This is a genomic window from Turicibacter sp. St.80E1, from assembly GCF_059728495.1.
In genome coordinates, this window is sequence record NZ_AP039386.1 from 1,210,487 (window position 1) to 1,228,886 (window position 18,400).

The following is an 18,400-nucleotide window of genomic DNA, read 5'->3' on the forward strand; positions in this document are numbered from 1 at the left end:
GAGAATTAATCCCGTACTCCCCCGCTTCCATACTATCATTCTAACAAGAACACCTCCAAAGCCTACTGACAACTCAGGTGTAAAGCAATGGAACCCTTGTGTCTGAAAGACTTCGTATCTTGGTTGTAGTGGGGGATTCTTCGAATAAGTTTTACTCTTTTTACTACTAATAGAAGGCAAGTTGCTTCACCTACGCTCTTCCTAAATTTGCTATCCCGCAAAGACGACAGCTCACCTCCTCATCCCTTCAGTTTTTCAAGGCGTGTTTTGTAAAACTCTTGGGTTCTTAGGTCAATCGCATCTTTTACATGGTCGATAAATAAAGGGTTATCTTGATAAGGTTTTAAGTCCGAATGAAGGTAGACCTGTTGATCGTCTTTGCTAAAGAAGTGGGATTCACTTTGGCATAAAAAGTGAACGGGATTTTTTCGGGCAAGCTTAACGTATTCCTTTTTGCCCCATTCTTTAAAATTAGCTGTTCCCTTATCTCTTACCAAATCTACCCCATTTGATCCTTTTGAATAAAAGTCTAAAAAGGCTCGGTATAAATCATCGTCATCAATGTGTAATTGAAGGCTCCCATTTTTGATAAATGCTAAAAAGGTGGGTAGCTTATATGTTTTTGAAAGGGATGTTTTTTCAATCATGGTTAAGAAAGCCCCCGCCGAGGTTGACAACCACGCCTCTTCCTCTGGTGATAAATCGTGTTGTCGTTGTAAAAACGCCAGATAATTTTTAAATGGATTTAATTTTGCTTTACTTTTAACGAGGTGGTAAATGCCCTCATTCATCAGTGTAAAAAACTCAACACGAGACGGGCGATGTCCGAGTTCATCCTTTACCCGTTCATATTCTTCTACCACTAAACCCTCGATTTTTTGAGTTGATTTTTCCATTTTTTCAAACAAATCAATTAATTGAAAATCAAAGTCGATAAAGCACCCTTCTGGTAACAACGTCTCCTCACGAATAACTTCACTTGCCCGTTTGAACTCTTTTTTAGTCGTCCCAGTAATTAAATACGGAATGAGATTGGCTTTTTTATAATTTCCAATAAAATCGAGCACATTTAAATACTGTTTATCCTTCGACAAGCGGAGTCCACGACCGAGTTGTTGCATGAAAATCGTTGGCGATTCAGTAGGTCGTAGCATAAGTACCATATCCAGTGCGGCAATATCGAGTCCTTCGTTAAACATATCCACTGAGAAAATCACCTGAATCTCACCCTTTGAAAGTTTGGTAAGGGCCTCTTCTCGTGGAAGTGTCTGCGCCCCTCCATCACCACTATAAACGGCACAAGCTAAAATCCCCTGTTCATTAAAATACTCACTCATAAAATCCGCATGCCGTTTACTCACACAGAATCCAAGTGCCCGAACCGAACGGTACTTTTTATAATGATTAAATACTAACTCTGCACGTTGGTGAATATTTAAAGCATCTTCGAGTTCCTCAGTTTGATAACGCCCATTACGATACGTTAATTGATCATAGTTAATCGTTTCATCATAAATCGCATAATAGCGAAATGGCACTAACCACCCATGATTAATGGCCTTTTTTAACGGAGCCTCATACACCACATTATAATCGCAAATAGCCAAGACGTCCTTACTGTCAAGCCGGTCAGGTGTAGCCGTAATCCCTAGTAAAAATCTCGGTTTAAAATAGTGCAAAATCCGCTGATAATTAGACGCGACTGCATGATGAAACTCATCGATCACAATATAATCAAAGTAATGAGGATCAAATAAATGTAAACTTTCTTCCTTTCCTAAACTTTGAACCGAGGCAAAAATAATATCCTTGTGCGTTTCTTTCATGCCTCCCATAAAAAATCCACGTTCACTTAGCGGGCGAACATTTCCAAAACTGCGGTACGCTTGTCTTAAAATTTCCTCACGATGCGCAATAAATAAGATTCGTTGGTAGTCTCGCGAATCAAATGCAGCTAAATACGTTTTACCAATTCCCGTTGCCGCAACCACGACGCCTTTATCAAATCCTTCATCCCGTGTTTTCTTCAAATGATAAAGTGCCTCGATTTGGGCCCCTCGGGGTTGATACAAATCAACCACATAGGTTTCCTTTTCCTCCTCAATATCTTCCGTTAATTTTTGTTGCAAAAAGGTCGGAGTCTGATAAATCTTATTCTTCTTCCAATTCTTTGAATAAAAATCTAACTCCGCATCCGTCACCACAATCGAATAATTATAAAATAGATCTTCAAAAACCCGTGCATATTCGGCAAATTCCTGAGGGTGCGTGTCTTGGTCAAGTTTAAAATTCCATTCCACCCCTTCAGTGAGTGCCGATTTGGATAAATTAGATGACCCAATATACATATCGGCCCCTTCATCGTAGTAGAAGAAATAGGCCTTGGCATGAAAACTGCGCCGAGGTTCATTAAAAAAACGGATATCCGCAACATCACCCAAAATTTCTTTCAAGCGATACAAGGCAGAGGGTTGTGTAATATTTAAATAGTTTCCTGTTAAAATACGGATAGGAATTTGTTGATGACGAATCTCCAAAAATTGTTTTTCTAAAAGTTTAACACCTGATTCCATCAAAAAAGAAACAATAATATCAATCTTTTTTGCTTTTTTGAAGCTTTCTTTAAAATGGTCGTATAAATAATCATCATAGCCTGTAATACTGCGAAGTTGCCTCATCTTTTCACTCCCAAACCTTCTGTTTTCTTTATTTTATCACTTTTTGAGGTCTTTTGACAGATAGCCACTAATTAAACTATAATGAAAGTAATTGAAAATAAAGGAGCCGATAGCATGTTAACTTATGATAAATTAGTTCGCGATCTTATTCCAGACATTATTCAGGCCTCAGGAAAAACGGCGGAAATTGAAGTCGTTAGTGATGAAGTGGCATTTGACTATTTAGTTAAAAAATTAGACGAGGAAGTTGCCGAATTTAAGACGGATCAAAACCTTGAAGAATTGGCAGATGTTTTAGAAGTTTTATTTGCCCTTGCTCAAAAACTCGGTTATGGGGAACAAGACCTTTTAGCCAAACGTTTGGAGAAGAAAAACGCCCGAGGCGGCTTTGAAAAAAATATCGTCCTAAAATCAACCAAGTAACAAATTCATCTCAAAAAGGTCCCCTGATCCAGGGGACCTTTTTGACGAGATAAGTAATCATCTACCACCAAAAAACGATCGATATTAACACAGCAACGCAGACAAATAAGTAAAGCAGCGTATAAATGAAGCTCCAATCCAAAGTAGGTGATGGGTGAGCAACGTCTTCCTCTAATTTTCCTAAAATAGTCGTTAAATTTCTTAATTGTTCCTCGCTTGGATACTCCTGATTGACCTCCCAGTTTGCCACTTTCCAAGAGGGTACGCCTAATTGATGGGCGAGCTCTTCTAACGAGAGGCCCATCGCCTCACGTTTCACTCGAATTTCTTCCCCTAAATGCATCTTGTATCCCTACCTTCAACAAAATCTTTTTTATAATCTCTCACCACTCCCTTCTCTTTAAGATATGCCACCTCCGTTTTTTATCATGCATGCTAAACAAAACTAAAAGGCAATCCGACGATGGTTCATCAGGTTGCCTTTTTATATTGTTTAAAGGAGGACGCCTTTAACAGGACCAAAGATTTTTCCAAAGGAATTTCCTTATCGCAAGTGCTGTTTTCGGTTCATCCCCATAGGGGCTCCTGCTTTTTCGGTTAAACGATTGTTAAAGGAGGTTTTTTGCTAAAAGACGCTCGATCATCCGTGTTTTATCGGTTTCATCCTTAAAAATCAAATCGATAAACCGGTCATCTTGCATCCGAACACAACGTTTTTTTTCTAACTGGATGAAATAGTAGTCATTCATCGGTTTGACTCCTTTGACAAGGTCATGTTGACACAAATGTAAAATGAGTTTTTTATTCTTTAGTTCACCCCATCGACACGTTAAATAATAATGCATGATGTCTTCTTCGTGTGGTCCCTTCTCCATGAAGGCATTCAACGTGCGATGGAGTCGTTCATTCTTTAGATACGGTTTAATCGAGCGAGGGCGCGGATTAATGCCATCACACGGATAAGTATTGATGACAAGCAGCACCTCATCATCCGTTGAAAACACACATTCAAAAATACCGAGCGCGCGTTGATAAACGTCGAACAACTCCTGCGCATCCGTCATCGCTTCCTTGCCAAGTTCAACCGTTAAAACATGGGCTTCATAACGTTCTAACGGGAGATAATAATAAAAATTAATCCATTGTCGCACGCCACTCCCCCTTCACACGTTTAAATCTATTCTAAATCAAACTCAACAATGACGTCCCCTATTTCAATTTCATAATGAGTCTGATCCCCGACGACCGCCAACGCATCTGATCCCGTTGTTGAGCGTCCGATTGAGACCTCTCCACCATAACGGGCTTCCATCGATGGGTAATTTTTTAACAAATGCCCGCTTCCATCATACACTTGATAATGAATACCTTCAAATAACGAAAATCCATTCTCAACCGCTAAATTTTTATACTCATACTCAATAACCAGCACTTTATCCGCCTTCACGTCACAATACTCATTGCGGTCATCCGTATAATAAGCATTTAAAAAGGTCACTTCAATTTGATCATTCCCAATGGTTTCCCCTAATTTAACTCGTTCAGCCTCTTTTGGTGCCGCTGGTTTTTCAGCTTCAGGTTTTTGCTCCTCAACGACCGGATCCTTAACCTCTGATTTTTCCTGAACCACAGGCGTCTCTTTGACCTTTTTCACATCATTCGTCTGATCAAAATACTCACACGCCACTAATAACACCGAACAAAAAAGAACACTTCCAGCGAATAACCACTTCTTCACATCCATCCCACCCTTCAACAAGTTACTATATCCTATGCCTTTACCTAAAAGGCGTGCCTCTTTTTATCAAATTTGATTTCAATCACATTCAACTTCCTCCTTGATCGATAAAATAACCTTAACAAATGAAAAAGAGGTGAAAGAATGACCATGTTTTGTAATCAATGTCAAGAAGCAGCAAAAGGAGTAGGATGTACCGTGTTTGGGGTTTGCGGAAAATCACCCGAACTGACCGCCTTAATGGATACTTTTATTTACTCCCTTATTGGATTATCTTGTTTAGCGCTTGAGGTGAAAGAAGAGAAAGAACTCGTCCGCGAAGTCGATTTATTTGTCACAGAAGGATTGTTCGCTACCATCACGAATGCCAATTTTGATGAAGAAGAATTCGTCACACGTATTAAAGAAAGCATCCGCTTAAGAAACCAATTAAAAGAACGCTTAATCCACACTAATCTTCCTATTTTAACACACGATATCGTCAACTTTGAGGTCGACCATAAACAAAGTATGATTAAAAAAGCCTTATCGGTTGCGATTCATTCCACAACAGAAAACGAAGACATCCGTTCCCTACGCGAACTGATTTTATTCGGACTTAAAGGGCTGGCTGCCTATACGTCGCATGCCGAGAAATTAGGATTTACTGACGATGAACTATTTAATAACCTGCATCGTTTCATGGCCACCTTAATCCAGCCCGACCTAGATGTTAGCGCCTATACAATGCTTGCCCTTGAATTAGGAAATGTTGGGGTTTTGGCGATGTCTCTCCTTGATCAGGCCAACACCTCTTCGTTTGGACACCCGGAATTAACAAAGGTGAATATCGGCGTTCAAAACCGCCCCGGAATCTTAATCACTGGACACGATCTTCACGACCTCAAACAACTATTAGAACAGACGCAAGATACCGGGGTTGACGTCTATACACATAGCGAGATGCTACCTGCCCATTACTATCCTGAACTAAAAAAATATCCACATCTCGTTGGAAACTACGGAAACGCTTGGCACGAACAAACAAAAGAATTCGAAACCTTCAATGGGCCGATTGTCTTTACAACTAACTGTTTAGTTCCCCCACGTCAAGGGTGCACCTATACTGAGCGCGTCTATACAACTGGAAATACGGGGCACCCTGACTTCAAGGTGATCAAAACACTCGCTGATGGGACAAAAGATTTCAGTTGCGTGATTGAACACGCCTTAACGTGCGCCGCTCCGACACCGCTTGAAACAGGAGAAATCATCGGAGGATTTGCCCACCATCAAGTGTTGAGCCTTGCCGATTCGGTCGTAGGTGCCATCAAAGAGGGGGCGATTAAGAACTTCGTCGTCATGGCCGGGTGTGATGGTCGCCATAAAGAGCGTACCTACTATACTGATTTCGCCAAAGAATTACCACAAGATTCCGTCATTCTAACAGCCGGATGCGCCAAATACAAATACAATAAATTAAATCTGGGCGACATTAACGGCATTCCACGCCTATTAGATGCCGGACAATGTAACGACTCTTATTCATTAGTCGTCATCGCCTTGAAATTAAAAGAAGCCTTAGGGCTTGAAGACATTAATGATTTACCTATCGCCTATAACATTGCCTGGTATGAGCAAAAAGCGGTCATCGTTTTATTAGCCCTGCTAGCCCTCGGTGTGAAAAACATTCACCTAGGCCCAACCTTACCCGCCTTCTTATCCCCTAATGTCCTCCAAGTCTTAATTGAAAACTTTTCCATCGGTGGCATTTCAACCGTTGAAGAAGATTTAAATCGCTTCTTAAAGGCATAAAAAAACCGCCTGTTGAACTGGTGATTTTAACTACTCACGCTATCTTTTCCATAGATTATCTACCTTCTGTACTTTAGGGCAACCACGATATGATAGTTACAATCCCATGTTGTATGTGCTAAACTGTTATTATCCTTCATGGATAAACCTCCTTATGTCAATTTGAAAGTGGTCGGGAAACCTTTTCTATTTTAGACATAAGGAGGTTTTTTTCTTCTAATACCTCGCTAAAAGCTTTAAAGAACCACCCGCATAGCAGGTGGTTTTCATTTATATAAACAATGCATCCCTTCTAATGGAGGGATGTTTTTTTTTCATGTGAAAGGAGATTGCAACTTAGACTAAATCATTCAAATAGGCCACGTCTAGGATTTCTATTTTCTTATGACCGATGATGTTGATGATTCCTTTTTCACTCAACTGGTGTAACTTTCGACTCACGGTTTCCCGTGTGAGTCCTGTATAATTTGCCACTTCTTCACGTGTAAAGGGTAAATGAATCACCATTTTAGATCCAACTTGGACGCCCTCTTTCTTGGCTAACTCTAAGAGTAAATAGGCCAACTTACTCTCAGGGTCTTGGTTCGATAACATAAGTGTTAACTGCTCTAAATGAATCAACCGTTGGCTAAGGACTTCTAACACTTTTAAACTCATTTCTGGTTTTTTAAGCATTAACTGTTGAAAATGCTGTTTCGTTATTAAACAGAATCGGCAATCTTCAATCGCTTTGGCATAACAATTAAACGTCGTGTCTTGAAACAATTGGAGTTCGCCCCAAAAATCACCCTCACCCAACAGATGAAGAATTTGTTCTTTTCCATCTTTCGTATAATTAAAAATTTTGAGTTTCCCTTCGTTTACAATCCAAAGCGTATCGGCAGGTTCACCCTCACGAAATACCATCTCTCCTTTTTGATAGGTTTTGCGTTTAATCACCTGTAACAACGCCTTCGTTTCTTCACAATTAAATGCTTGAAAAATAGGCACCTTATACGTGCAAGATTGGCCCACGCCACATGTACAACTCATCTCATCCACTCCTTCTCCACTTTAACGGCTAGTTTTAAAAAAGGTACCCATCAAACGACCTTCCTTACTAGTATGACTGACCCTCTCCCTTAACATACCCAACGTGATGACCTTCATCCCCCAGTCAAATCAAATGAACGGTCGGGTCTTAGTCAAGCGAGCCTTCATGCACCGGATCGAGACATTCGATGGTGAAGATGTCCGTAATGGGAATAAAAGCACCCGATTTAAACACGAGCTGTTGGTGATACGCATCAATTTTTCGCACGCGTTCTTGAACGGTCACATAGGCGCCTCCTCCTTTTTTATCATCGGGCTTAAAATACGTCACCTTGACTAAAGGCGCGTTCTTTATTGTTAAAGCAACCGTATGAAGGGCGGCATGAAGCGCCCCTATCCGTGTTTCATCTAATTCAACTTTTGCATCGGTTAGTCGCGCAACTTCTTTTATGGCGGCCTCATGTCCTGTCAAGGCAGCAAAAGGCGCGAATTGAGCCGCCCGCTGCCTATTCGTCATCTGAGGGCGGCGGGTTGATTTGCGATAAGAAAGATGAATGATATCTTGATAATGATTCGTTGTCATTTAAGCGCGATGTCCTCCTATTTGATTATTGCGATCTCTTCCAGTAGCTCCTTCTTCGAGATTCATTCCTTTTAAAATGGCGTTCTTTCCAAACTTCTGACGGATCTGTAACATTGCCTCTTGTTGCCGACGTTCCTTTTGGCGGTCTGCCTCCTGTTCTTGCTCCTTTTGTTGCAACACCTGAACGTTTGTAAATAAATCGAGTTGTTGAACCACAGGAGCGTCGTTAATTTCTTGCGCGTTCCTCACTTCAGAAAAAACAAGAGATACTCGACGAACACGTTGTCTTTGATCCACGATATCATCAAATAAAGTGGTCACGGCCTGCTTCAGTAATCGGGTCGAAGACGTGTACGACGCCAATTTTTTAGTGCCTCGACTTGCGTTAGGAACACCGCGCGTGGAATCGTAACAAAGGGTTAATCCAACGGAAGGAGTCACGAGTCCCTTTTCGAGCAACTCAAACACGAGAGATTCGACCATTTCGCGGACGACTAATCGTGCTTTATTAATCGGATACCCTGTCGGTAGAATTTGACCCGAGCTGATGCTGTGATGTTTAGGTTCATAGGCTTTAATATCCGCCATGGTACACGACTCAACACCCCATGCGTGATCAATCAGGAGTTCGGCATTCACACCAAATAGGTGATACAGCAATTGTTCCCCGCGCTCAGTTAACGACATCCGAGCCACATCCCCCATCGTATACATCCCATGGGCCTCCAGTTTAGCGGCATAACCTTTTCCAACCCGCCAAAATGACGTGAGCGGACGATGATGCCACAATAAGGTTCGATAAGATGTTTCATCAAGCTCAGCAATCCGCACGCCAAAGGCATCGGGAGGCATCTTCTTCGCGACAATGTCCATCGCAACTTTACATAAGTACAAATTAGGGCCTATCCCGGCAGTTGCCGTAATGCCAGTTGTCTTTAAAACGTCGTGAATGATGGTCCTTGCTAACTCGTGCGCCGTCATTTGGTAAAGTGTTAAGTAGTCGGTGGCATCGATAAACACCTCGTCAATACTATACACATGAATGTCTTCCGGTGCGATATACTTCAAATACACCTCGTAAATTCGGGTACTATACTCCAAATAGTAAGCCATTCTTGGCGTGGCAACGATATAGGAAATCGCCAGTTCAGGCGATGCCCTCAATGCTCGGGCATCAGATGAGGCCTGCGTCAAACATGAACAACGGGCTCTTTGTTTACGGATGGCATTTGCCTCTTGAACTTTTTGCTCGACCTCAAACAAACGCGGACGCCCCGAAAGGCCTAATGATTTGAGCGAGGGAGTGACCGCTAGACAAATCGTTTTCTCACTCCGACCTTCATCGGCAACAACTAAATGGGTCGTCATCGGATTGAGACCGCGTTCACGACATTCCACCGAAGCATAAAAACTTTTCAAATCAATCGCCATATACACCCGCTGTTTCATCCAATTCCCTCCTTTTCTTCCTTTATTATAAACAAATTCGAACAAATGTTCAATCTCTTTTTATGATTATTCGCCACATTTCCCCAGCAGGTAGCGATTGTAAAAAGTTCCCATCGCCTTGAATAAAGGTCTCTCGCTATAGTTTTATGGTCGTTTGAAACGTTTCCGACGTTCCTAGGTTAAAAAATAATGCCCGATTACATTGTCTCGTTTCATAGGAAGCATCCCGTGGGTCACAAGTTAGATTACCCTCAGTAAAAAATTCGTTCCTTCATGGTTTTTCTAAATAATGGTCGTATTTACCGATGAGATAAATAAAAAAAGCCCACCGCCCTCCATCGGACGATGAACCTTTTGACGATGATTTTCAGTCTATAATCACCGATTTAGCGCTCGTTGTTCGCGGCTGATTCTAACTGTTTTAAAAGGCTCGAATATTTGACATTCGGCTTAAACTCTTTCGCCACCGCATAGCCGTCAGCCACCAATTTCGCATTTAACATGTTCGTGGCGATATCATCTGGATTGACATCATCTGTTAACCACACATAGGCTAGCACGCGATGATAACGATCCGTTTTTTGAACATCATACTCCAAATATAGCGTTTGTCCAACGGTTAACAATGACTTCGTGTACTGGCTCGCCAACTCGCCCGCTTCCGTATTTTTTTTTTGATCCGGATGCACACTTTCAGGCGTATCCATTCCGATGAGGCGAACTCGAACCTCCTCCCGATTTGCATTCGTCACGACTAACGTATCCCCATCGACGACACGTTTTAAAATCACCGGCTCAAGTTCAATCCCATTCGTTTCAAACACTTGAAGCGACGCCGCAGACCGTGAAGAAAGATAATCTTCAACATAACTACCGGCCAGGGTTGCCACGATAACAAAAATGACCCCGATTAAGCCATATCGCTTCTTAACTTTAGCTAGCTTTTTCACATTCAATTTCTGACGACTCATTCTTTACCTACTCTCCTAAACCGCCATTTTATGGCGTAACATCTTGTTGCACTCCTTCAATAAAGCACCAATATGTCTATTTTAATATGTTTTTCGTCAAATTCAATCATTTTTTTCATTGAAGATGAGGAGGCTTGTTCACCAGATGACTTTTCTTGTGAAATTCGATTCCCCCACTTATCCGCTCTCTTGTTTGAATCACGAATCATATCTTCCCCAAAAAATCCTCTCGAATCTAGCGATGAACCTTCTTCTTTGATTCAGGGAGGCTTCTCTCAACCTAGCGGTTAAAAAAGCGCATCAACAAGCCGGGTTGCCACTCAAAAAAAGAACCCGACAGTCCCCCCTACACCATCGTCAAACAACCTGCCGACACTCCCTATTCATCCCCCCGCACCAACGTCATCCAAATAAACAGATTAATTGAACTCGCCTACCTACAATGGTACCCTAAATCGCCAAATTATGATAAAATGAAATGAACAAGCATTTAGAAAAGAGAGGTATCAGTCATTGTCTAACAAACGAATGGGGATGATGATCATCCTATTAAGTATTTTTTGTCTTATCCTACGGATTCCCAAATTGTTTACTACCCCATCCGCATGGGATATATTTTGGGGCGCCATAAGTTGTCTCAACCTCTTCATGGGTGTTCGGATCATGAGATACCCTTGTGTGATTGAATATGAAGACGACGATGAAGACGAATATGAACAGTAAAAAAAGGAGCCCGATGACACTCACGAAACGGTAGCAGAAGCATAAAATATATTGAATCGATCGCCAAGCGATTGATTCATCACCCTCTGTTAATCTTATTTTTATCAATCCCTTAATCGTTTTCAATCTCCATTCTTGTTACCGCCCAACAACAAGAATGGGGATTTTTCTATGTTTACCTCTAATAAAACTCATAAGAAAAAGGCTAATGATGCGAATGCATGATTAGTATTCAAAATCAAGTAAATCAAGCTCAAATAAACCATGCTCCTCTAGTCGTGATTTACGTTGCTTACTTATATAGAATTCAGCAATTGCAATATTAAGAAATATGAAATTTGAAAAATAGCAGAATCAATAGCCTGCTATTTTTCTATTAATTATCATTACGGTGGTGAGGATTATCTTTTTGTGTTAAAAGGCATTCTATTAATATGTACTTGTTTTATATCTGTGGTTCAAAGCTCGCTCAATCATATACAAATCGTCAACATCAAATTCTTTTTTTGTCATATTAATTGACTCCATAAATTCTTTGTTTTTCTTTAGCGACTTATAAAGCAGCTTTTTATCTTTATCATTAAGTTCAATTTTGTATAGCAGATTAGAAAGTGAAATAACCATACTTTTATGATTGACAAAATAGCTTTTTAAAATAGCAGTTTCAGATGCACAGAGTTTTTCAAAATCTTCTTCCGTATACTTAGGTCTCAATCCCATAATTGGATTAATTAATAACATAGTAGAGGCTTCCATGAGATTGACATATGCACCTAACTCATATTGCTGTGACTCAGACATCTGATTGTATTCTGTACCAAATGACTCGATTTTAATGATAGCTTCTGCTAATTTGATTCCTTCGTTTTTTATTCTATCTATACGTTCACCTAACTCTACAATTGCAAGTTCATAAGATTTGATATCTCTTTTACTAATAAGTGTAAAGATGTCTTCCAATCTCTCTTTATCACTTTTTGTCTTAAGAACCATCAATCCACTTGCAACAACAGAAATACCTGCTATTGTCCAGCCTACAGGACCTGCAAGTGCTAATAACGCACTTCCAGCAGCCATTCCTCCGCCACCAGCAGTCAATGCACCACCACCTAACCAGGCTAATGCAGCATTAGTAGCTGCAGCACCACTTAATGTAGATATTGCAGTACCTGTAGATGCAACACCAAATGTTGTTGCAATCCCCATAGCTGCTGTAGGCCCAAGTGCAGCAACAGCAACACCAGCACCAACACCGGCAGCCGCCTGTCCGGTTGCTTTAACCTCAGCCTTCTTATATTCTATTTCAATATTTTCTGCTTGTTGCTTCCAATCTAATCTAATTGCCTTAAGTTTTTCGTATTTTAACCTCTCTTCCTTAGGAACATTTCGAATCCGATCAAACAATGATTGAATGGTGTTCAACGATGTATATAAAACATTGGTATTGTGACCTAACTCCTCGATTTTTTCATTTGTGTTTTTAACAGCAGCCTCTGCTTGCTGTTGTGCAATCTTAAGTTTAGATAATTTTTTTCCCATATTATTCTCCTCCAAAATATCTATCAATAGCAGCTTTATCTTTTAGTATTTTGTCTGAAGGAACATCTCTTAATTTTGCTAAGCTGACGCTTTTTTCAAAGGCTTCTGTATACGCATCACTTTTCTGGAAATCATCAATAAACATTAGAAGAAACTTGTCGTCATATTTTAGTGCCAGAATTTTAAGCCCTTCGATGTAGTTCTTAACAATAACTGTTTCTCTTGATGCAAAATCAGCCTCTTTTTTAGCGAAATTATATGAAAATGCTCGCGTTGTTTCCCCATATAACGATATAGCAAATCTGCCAACTCCTACAACATTTAGGCGCAAAACAAATTCAACGGCATTAAAAGTACCTCCTCCCACTACGAAGGACCTACCTACAGCATCTCCAATATCAACTAAACAAAAGGTTCCATGTGCGATAGTTAACATTCTCTTAACTGTTGGATTTGAAAACGGCTCACATCTTTGCCACATAAGTGAAACTGAACGCTCTTCTTTTCTTGTGTCTGAGAAATACTTGAAGAGACGTCTTACGGAATATATGAGTCTAACAAGCATCTCATTTATAAAGACAGGAATAGCCTGTGTAGTTTGGAAACGAGCATCATAACCTTCTTTAAAAATATCCAAAGCCAGTTGGTTCATTGCTTTATCTGTTTCTATTACAGGTAAATTTAATTTTGCTTTTATTGCGATGATATTATTTGTCCATGTCCATAGCGGTGATGGAATTCCCATTCCACGTTTTCCAGCTCTTGCACTTGATTGTGAACCAGAAACATCCGAAATAAGATGTCCTATCCAATTTGTAAATCCACAGAACAATTTACTCGATATGTTGTTACCGCGCAATTCCCACTTCTCATCTGCCTTTTCCAAAGATATAAGTTGACCGTCACTTACGAAATGCGATGAATTAGTGAATTGGTCAATTATTGAGAAAAATAAGCCAAGTAAACTTGGGTTATGAGCAAGTGACTTGAAATGATGGTTCTTTGCATTTAAGTCATATACTACCTTTCCTGTATCACCAAGTCCCGTCTGATCATAAGGAACTTTAAATTCTTTTTCAAGAAATCTCAGTGCTGATTCAAGGCTATCAAAATCCTTATGTTTTGGGTGGCATAGTTTTGCAAAATCCATTGTTCTATTGGCAAACCACTTATCTGTAATCTCACCAAGAGGAGATTCTCCAGGTTTACCAACTAAAAAAATGTCAATAACGCCACACAACGCGCCAGAACTCGCAGCCAAAATATAATCTAATTTGTCACAGTTTGGCTTTAAATCTTTTATAGATTTAATCGTTTCATTTAAAGTGGTAAGTTCATTTTCTGCCTGCTCCAAAGCATCTGCAATAGATGTAGAAAATTCAAAACCACTCTCATCAATATTCAAATCAAGAAAAATATTCGATTTGACTCCTTTTCTTACGATAACATCATCCATTTTATCACTCCTCTCTATACTATTTAATTTAATATAAACTATGTATTAAATAGTGGTATAAAGTAAAAAATCTTATATTTTAATTTATTCTTTATAATAATAACACAAATACAATCCTCACCGCTCATGACATACGATAGTATGTCATGTATGAGTGAGGATTGTATGGTTAGATTTCGATTATTTTGATTGGAAGAAATAGACCCAGTCTATAAACGGTAGTTTCCTTGTTTAAGAAATCTATCCTAGTAAGCAATGGCACCGATGTCTGATAAATCTTGTGACTATCTTTATTAAGGATAACTTTGATACAAAGTCCCCTTTTCAAAACATGCATCCCACAAAATAAAAACTACCCATCAAACGGGTAGTTTTCTCCAGGGCTATAAGCCCTGATTACCGGCTAGCGTCTCAAGGCACTAGCTTTCACTTTGTTCAAGCTATTTGCCATTGCTACCTTTGCTCACCTCTAAAGGAGTGCTCGTTCTACTGGCTATCCCTTAAAGGGGGCCTCATATTCTTTTACACTTAATTTATCCATCGCAATATCATGCTTTTCCTGATCCTGAATATATTTCCTTATCGTTGCCTCATTTAGGCCAACCGTACTGACATAATATCCTTCTGCCCAAAAATGCCGATTTCCAAATTTGTATTTCAAATTTGCATGTTTATCAAACATTATCAACGTACTCTTTCCTTTCAAATATCCCATAAAACTGGATACACTCATCTTAGGTGGAATACTTACTAACATATGGACATGATCTGGCATTAAATGCCCTTTAATCATTTCAACTCCTTTATAGGCACAAAGTTGTTTTAAAATATCTCTTATACTTGTTTTATATTGATTATATATTATTTTTCGTCTATACTTAGGAGTAAACACAATATGGTATTTGCACATCCATTTTGTGTGCGATAAACTATTTGTTTGATTCGCCATAAAAATCACCTTCTCTTCTAAAATAGTAGCTTGAACAACTCTATTATAGAAAAAAAGGTGATTTTTTAATGGGGTTATAAACTTTTATTCGCCACCCCCATAAAGGGTGGTTTTATGTTTCACACGCTTTGCGTGTTCAACAGACTAAAGTCTCTAACATAAAGAAGTGCCTCACTGCTGGCAATGTGTCAGCGATGAGGCACTTTCTCATTATTCAATCATATTTTAGCCAATCCCCATCATGTGCACAGGTGAGTACTTAGTCTGTTAAATGCGTAAGGAATTCCATCACCCCGTGATTTTCTACTCTCTGCTTTACCATATCCCCCTAACGTATTCTTCAGATTACTGCCCTCTGAAAAGTTGTCACCAGATTCAGATGCGTATATCCATGAACGTTTATGAGCCATCATCCATGCAGAAAAATCCTTTTCTCTAATTTTGAGCATCTTCTATCAAAGATTCCACCCCCACAACAAAGTTTTCCCATTCTTACTAATAAAGCAACTTCCTCGTCTTAATCCTCTGTTGGTAAATAATACAACTTGTCGCCCTTAGATATCAGTTGAACATCTTTGGCATACAAATCCGAGGTGTCATATGTATACACATCGCTAGCAGACTGGGTCGTTATCATTTTTGCGGTACTCTCTTTAATAGATTTAAACTTCTGATTATCGTTGAACAGACCCGGAAGAAAATGAACTACTCCATCGAAGCCATCCCTTTTACGGCGTACGTTAAACATATCAATCCCTAGTCGTTTGGCAGTAGTCTCATGCCACTCGGTTAAACATTTCTTTGCTTCAGAAACCTGACTTATACATGTATCTAGTACAGAAATACAGCTTTCTCTGGATTCTGTACCCAAGTGCAAGGTGTAACGCAGTTCTGATATCGTAAAAAGCACATCCAGTAGTGCCTTCTGATACCCATACCACTTCTGGACTTCAGAAAGTTCCTTTTCATAAGTAGCATAATCCAGGTCGCTTTTGTTAGTATATCCCATAAGTGCAAAGTTAGCTTGTCCGAGAAGTTGTGCACATTCTTCTTGAAGACGAGCAAGCTGTGAAATCTTCGAAAGTCTCAGTTCATTGTTCTCAACGATTTCAACTTGAAAATCCGCAATCTCCTTCACATGGGCTACTAGCGAGAACACCCTGCTACGGTACTCGTTGTCCAGGAAATTTATAATCTTGGAAATTTCGTCACTAATTTCACCAAGTTCGGCATTAATCTGTGTCATGTAATACTGCCCAACAATCATAGAAGCCACACCCATAGCCGCTGCTGCAGTATTCGCTACAACTGCACCTTTTGGAGCCTTAACGGGGGCAAAATTTGCATGACCGCCAATACCATTGGCACCATGATAAAACCCTCGAACGGCGCCTTCCAACTCCTTTGAATTGGCTAGTTTTGCGCCGGTCGGGATAACAGCTTTATACAGAACCTGACTATTAGCTTGAATTGCCTGTTTCGCATTATTAGCGAGATTTCCCACTTGAACCAATCCGGGAATCAGATTATCGACATGAGCCAACACCCTGCTATCAGTGATTTCGACAAGCTTATTTTCATCCGGGATGTCCTCGACAGGTAACATCTCCAGTTGAATAACAAGTTCCTGTAAGTTACATTCTGTCGGAATCGGCTGAGCTGTCGCTTTTTCTTCGTCTTGCTCAAAACGCTCCGGTACTATAGCAGATGTATTTTCTTTTGATTTCAAGAAAATCATCACACCTATAGCGACTGCCACCGAAATGACTATTCCTATAATTACATATTCCATATTGAACGCACCCCCATTTTCATTCTATAAGAGAATCGATAGATTCCATAAATGCGTGAAATGTCTCCCCCCTTAAATAAACTTTCACACTCTTGGATCTCAGGCAACAAAATTATCAACAAATTATATCCGGCTACGCAGTTTCTTTTCTGTACATCATATATTCAATAGTCGGTTTGTAGTGTTCTTTTTTCCTTTTATATATTTAATTTTATGCTCACGTCTTCTTCAAATTTAGTTTAACCTTCAAATATTTTCAGGACAATTGATCAAATATAAAAGGCGAATTGGCTTTATACTACCCGATACACTAGTACAGCACTCCCTCTGACTCGCTCATTGCTCATCAATAACGACATTTGAAATCTCGAAACTTAAGATATCCAATGAGTTGAGAATGAAGTTATCTCCTTTGTAATTATTAATCCAGTTAGCTTGATATCCTGCTTTTTTTATAAACGATACCTCCTTTGACACTCCTCACCTATCCTTTCAAGTAACTTCATCAACTAGAATCTGTTATATCAGTCCTAAACTATTCGTTTAAAGTATATAATTTTACCTGGTATTATAGACTGTTAAATTCGTGAAAAAAACACTTAAAACACACTCTTCACCCCTCCTAACTATTATAAGTCCTAGCAAAGGAGGACTAGATTATCCTAGATCATCGCTTGGTAACTCGCAACGATTGAGGAGATTTGCTTTCTAATAGGTGGCACCTTTCTTCAACATAAAAACTAACCCACCTCATAACATCGCTTGAAGTGCGTATGTTTGTTATAATAGAGGGACATTTCAATAAAGGAGGATACCGTGATGGATTCATTGACAGAACAACAAATGAAGGACACTTTAAAAGTTATTGAATCATCGATTGTGAATTGTGAAAAAATACAGCCTAAATTAAAGGAGGGTTCTCCTTCATTTTCGCTCTCTAAAAACAGGATTAAGGCTTTATACATCGCCCAGAATCTTCTACTCAATAAAACATGTTCCTATTCAAAGGAGGATCTAGAGCAAGCGATTGCCCAAATTACCTCTATCAAAAATAAGAGTACGTCAGGCCTTAGTCGCGCGAAAGAAGGGAGTTCCACCTATACCCGCTTTTCTAATCTGATTCGCGCGATGAACATCATATTGGCCCATTTAAACGAGGCGATGAAAACAGCAAAAGAAAGTTGCTAGCTAACTTTTTAACTCTTCCTAAATTTCTTAGATTAAAAAAGACGTTTATTCCCCATAAACGTCTTTTATTAAACAACGGATTCCT

The 18,400-nt window shown here is 39.7% G+C and carries 16 protein-coding genes and 1 pseudogene; 3 read left to right on the forward strand and 14 right to left on the reverse strand.

Annotation, left to right across the window (positions count from 1 at the left end; genetic code table 11):
* Nucleotides 1-239: 239 nt before the first annotated feature.
* Nucleotides 240-2,678, reverse strand: coding sequence for a DEAD/DEAH box helicase family protein (locus AC6I0I_RS05890; protein ID WP_262953433.1), 2,439 nt, complete (start codon nt 2,676-2,678; stop codon nt 240-242).
* A 114-nt stretch (nt 2,679-2,792) separates the two neighbouring features.
* Here AC6I0I_RS05890 and AC6I0I_RS05895 point away from each other — a divergent pair, with 114 nt between their 5' ends.
* Nucleotides 2,793-3,101, forward strand: coding sequence for a nucleoside triphosphate pyrophosphohydrolase (locus AC6I0I_RS05895; protein ID WP_161831278.1), 309 nt, complete (start codon nt 2,793-2,795; stop codon nt 3,099-3,101).
* Nucleotides 3,102-3,162: 61 nt separating this feature from the next.
* Here the strand turns inward: AC6I0I_RS05895 and AC6I0I_RS05900 are convergent, their stop codons facing one another.
* The 3 genes from AC6I0I_RS05900 to AC6I0I_RS05910 all read right to left on the reverse strand — a co-directional run bounded on the left by AC6I0I_RS05900 (nt 3,163) and on the right by AC6I0I_RS05910 (nt 4,839).
* A complete protein-coding gene (locus AC6I0I_RS05900; protein ID WP_262953434.1) occupies nt 3,163-3,444 on the reverse strand; it encodes a helix-turn-helix domain-containing protein in 282 nt (93 codons plus the stop codon).
* A 265-nt stretch (nt 3,445-3,709) separates the two neighbouring features.
* Entirely contained in the window at nt 3,710-4,252 is a 543-nt protein-coding gene (locus tag AC6I0I_RS05905; RefSeq protein ID WP_262953435.1) for a DUF3885 domain-containing protein, read from the reverse strand.
* Between the two features lie 26 nt (nt 4,253-4,278).
* Nucleotides 4,279-4,839 carry a hypothetical protein gene (locus AC6I0I_RS05910; RefSeq protein WP_262953436.1) on the reverse strand — a complete coding sequence of 187 codons (561 nt, stop codon included), beginning with the start codon at nt 4,837-4,839 and terminating at the stop codon, nt 4,279-4,281.
* Nucleotides 4,840-4,983: 144 nt separating this feature from the next.
* On the opposite strand from AC6I0I_RS05910, the gene hcp reads away from it, so the two are divergent.
* Nucleotides 4,984-6,633, forward strand: coding sequence for a hydroxylamine reductase (hcp, locus tag AC6I0I_RS05915; protein ID WP_262953437.1), 1,650 nt, complete (start codon nt 4,984-4,986; stop codon nt 6,631-6,633).
* Between the two features lie 62 nt (nt 6,634-6,695).
* Here the strand turns inward: hcp and AC6I0I_RS05920 are convergent.
* The 10 genes and pseudogenes from AC6I0I_RS05920 to AC6I0I_RS05965 all read right to left on the reverse strand — a co-directional run.
* Nucleotides 6,696-6,773, reverse strand: a pseudogene (locus tag AC6I0I_RS05920) (IS200/IS605 family transposase); the annotation flags it as partial.
* Nucleotides 6,774-6,969: 196 nt separating this feature from the next.
* A complete protein-coding gene (locus AC6I0I_RS05925; RefSeq protein ID WP_262953438.1) occupies nt 6,970-7,665 on the reverse strand; it encodes a Crp/Fnr family transcriptional regulator in 696 nt (231 codons plus the stop codon).
* Between the two features lie 148 nt (nt 7,666-7,813).
* Complete coding sequence (locus tag AC6I0I_RS05930) at nt 7,814-8,248, reverse strand: hypothetical protein (protein WP_161831291.1); 435 nt, start codon at nt 8,246-8,248, stop codon at nt 7,814-7,816.
* On the reverse strand, nt 8,249-9,697 hold the full coding sequence (locus AC6I0I_RS05935; protein WP_161831293.1) for a Y-family DNA polymerase: 1,449 nt from the start codon (nt 9,695-9,697) through the stop codon (nt 8,249-8,251).
* A 386-nt stretch (nt 9,698-10,083) separates the two neighbouring features.
* Entirely contained in the window at nt 10,084-10,668 is a 585-nt protein-coding gene (locus AC6I0I_RS05940; protein WP_262953439.1) for a thermonuclease family protein, read from the reverse strand.
* Between the two features lie 1,152 nt (nt 10,669-11,820).
* Nucleotides 11,821-12,930, reverse strand: coding sequence for a hypothetical protein (locus AC6I0I_RS05945; RefSeq protein WP_262953440.1), 1,110 nt, complete (start codon nt 12,928-12,930; stop codon nt 11,821-11,823).
* A 1-nt stretch (nt 12,931) separates the two neighbouring features.
* Nucleotides 12,932-14,386 (reverse strand): hypothetical protein, encoded by a 1,455-nt coding sequence (locus AC6I0I_RS05950; protein WP_262953441.1) that lies wholly within the window; start codon nt 14,384-14,386, stop codon nt 12,932-12,934.
* A gap of 493 nt (nt 14,387-14,879) precedes the next feature.
* Complete coding sequence (tnpA, locus tag AC6I0I_RS05955; RefSeq protein WP_497993452.1) at nt 14,880-15,335, reverse strand: IS200/IS605 family transposase; 456 nt, start codon at nt 15,333-15,335, stop codon at nt 14,880-14,882.
* A gap of 517 nt (nt 15,336-15,852) precedes the next feature.
* A complete protein-coding gene (locus AC6I0I_RS05960) occupies nt 15,853-17,127 on the reverse strand; it encodes a hypothetical protein (protein ID WP_262953768.1) in 1,275 nt (424 codons plus the stop codon).
* Between the two features lie 336 nt (nt 17,128-17,463).
* Nucleotides 17,464-17,604 (reverse strand): hypothetical protein, encoded by a 141-nt coding sequence (locus AC6I0I_RS05965; RefSeq protein WP_262953769.1) that lies wholly within the window; start codon nt 17,602-17,604, stop codon nt 17,464-17,466.
* Between the two features lie 342 nt (nt 17,605-17,946).
* Between AC6I0I_RS05965 and AC6I0I_RS05970 the strand changes: the two genes are divergently transcribed.
* Complete coding sequence (locus tag AC6I0I_RS05970; protein WP_161831296.1) at nt 17,947-18,315, forward strand: hypothetical protein; 369 nt, start codon at nt 17,947-17,949, stop codon at nt 18,313-18,315.
* The last annotated feature ends 85 nt before the right edge of the window (nt 18,316-18,400 follow it).

What these genes read in the sequence shown, in the direction of transcription:
- AC6I0I_RS05890 (WP_262953433.1), bottom strand. Translation starts at nt 2,678, where the DNA reads ATGAGGCAACTTCGCAGTATTACAGGCTATGATGATTATTTATACGAC.
- AC6I0I_RS05895 (WP_161831278.1), top strand. Translation starts at nt 2,793, where the DNA reads ATGTTAACTTATGATAAATTAGTTCGCGATCTTATTCCAGACATTATT.
- AC6I0I_RS05900 (WP_262953434.1), bottom strand. Translation starts at nt 3,444, where the DNA reads ATGCATTTAGGGGAAGAAATTCGAGTGAAACGTGAGGCGATGGGCCTC.
- hcp (WP_262953437.1), top strand. Translation starts at nt 4,984, where the DNA reads ATGACCATGTTTTGTAATCAATGTCAAGAAGCAGCAAAAGGAGTAGGA.
- AC6I0I_RS05925 (WP_262953438.1), bottom strand. Translation starts at nt 7,665, where the DNA reads ATGAGTTGTACATGTGGCGTGGGCCAATCTTGCACGTATAAGGTGCCT.
- AC6I0I_RS05930 (WP_161831291.1), bottom strand. Translation starts at nt 8,248, where the DNA reads ATGACAACGAATCATTATCAAGATATCATTCATCTTTCTTATCGCAAA.
- AC6I0I_RS05935 (WP_161831293.1), bottom strand. Translation starts at nt 9,697, where the DNA reads ATGAAACAGCGGGTGTATATGGCGATTGATTTGAAAAGTTTTTATGCT.
- AC6I0I_RS05940 (WP_262953439.1), bottom strand. Translation starts at nt 10,668, where the DNA reads ATGAGTCGTCAGAAATTGAATGTGAAAAAGCTAGCTAAAGTTAAGAAG.
- AC6I0I_RS05945 (WP_262953440.1), bottom strand. Translation starts at nt 12,930, where the DNA reads ATGGGAAAAAAATTATCTAAACTTAAGATTGCACAACAGCAAGCAGAG.
- AC6I0I_RS05950 (WP_262953441.1), bottom strand. Translation starts at nt 14,386, where the DNA reads ATGGATGATGTTATCGTAAGAAAAGGAGTCAAATCGAATATTTTTCTT.
- tnpA (WP_497993452.1), bottom strand. Translation starts at nt 15,335, where the DNA reads ATGGCGAATCAAACAAATAGTTTATCGCACACAAAATGGATGTGCAAA.
- AC6I0I_RS05960 (WP_262953768.1), bottom strand. Translation starts at nt 17,127, where the DNA reads ATGGAATATGTAATTATAGGAATAGTCATTTCGGTGGCAGTCGCTATA.
- AC6I0I_RS05970 (WP_161831296.1), top strand. Translation starts at nt 17,947, where the DNA reads ATGGATTCATTGACAGAACAACAAATGAAGGACACTTTAAAAGTTATT.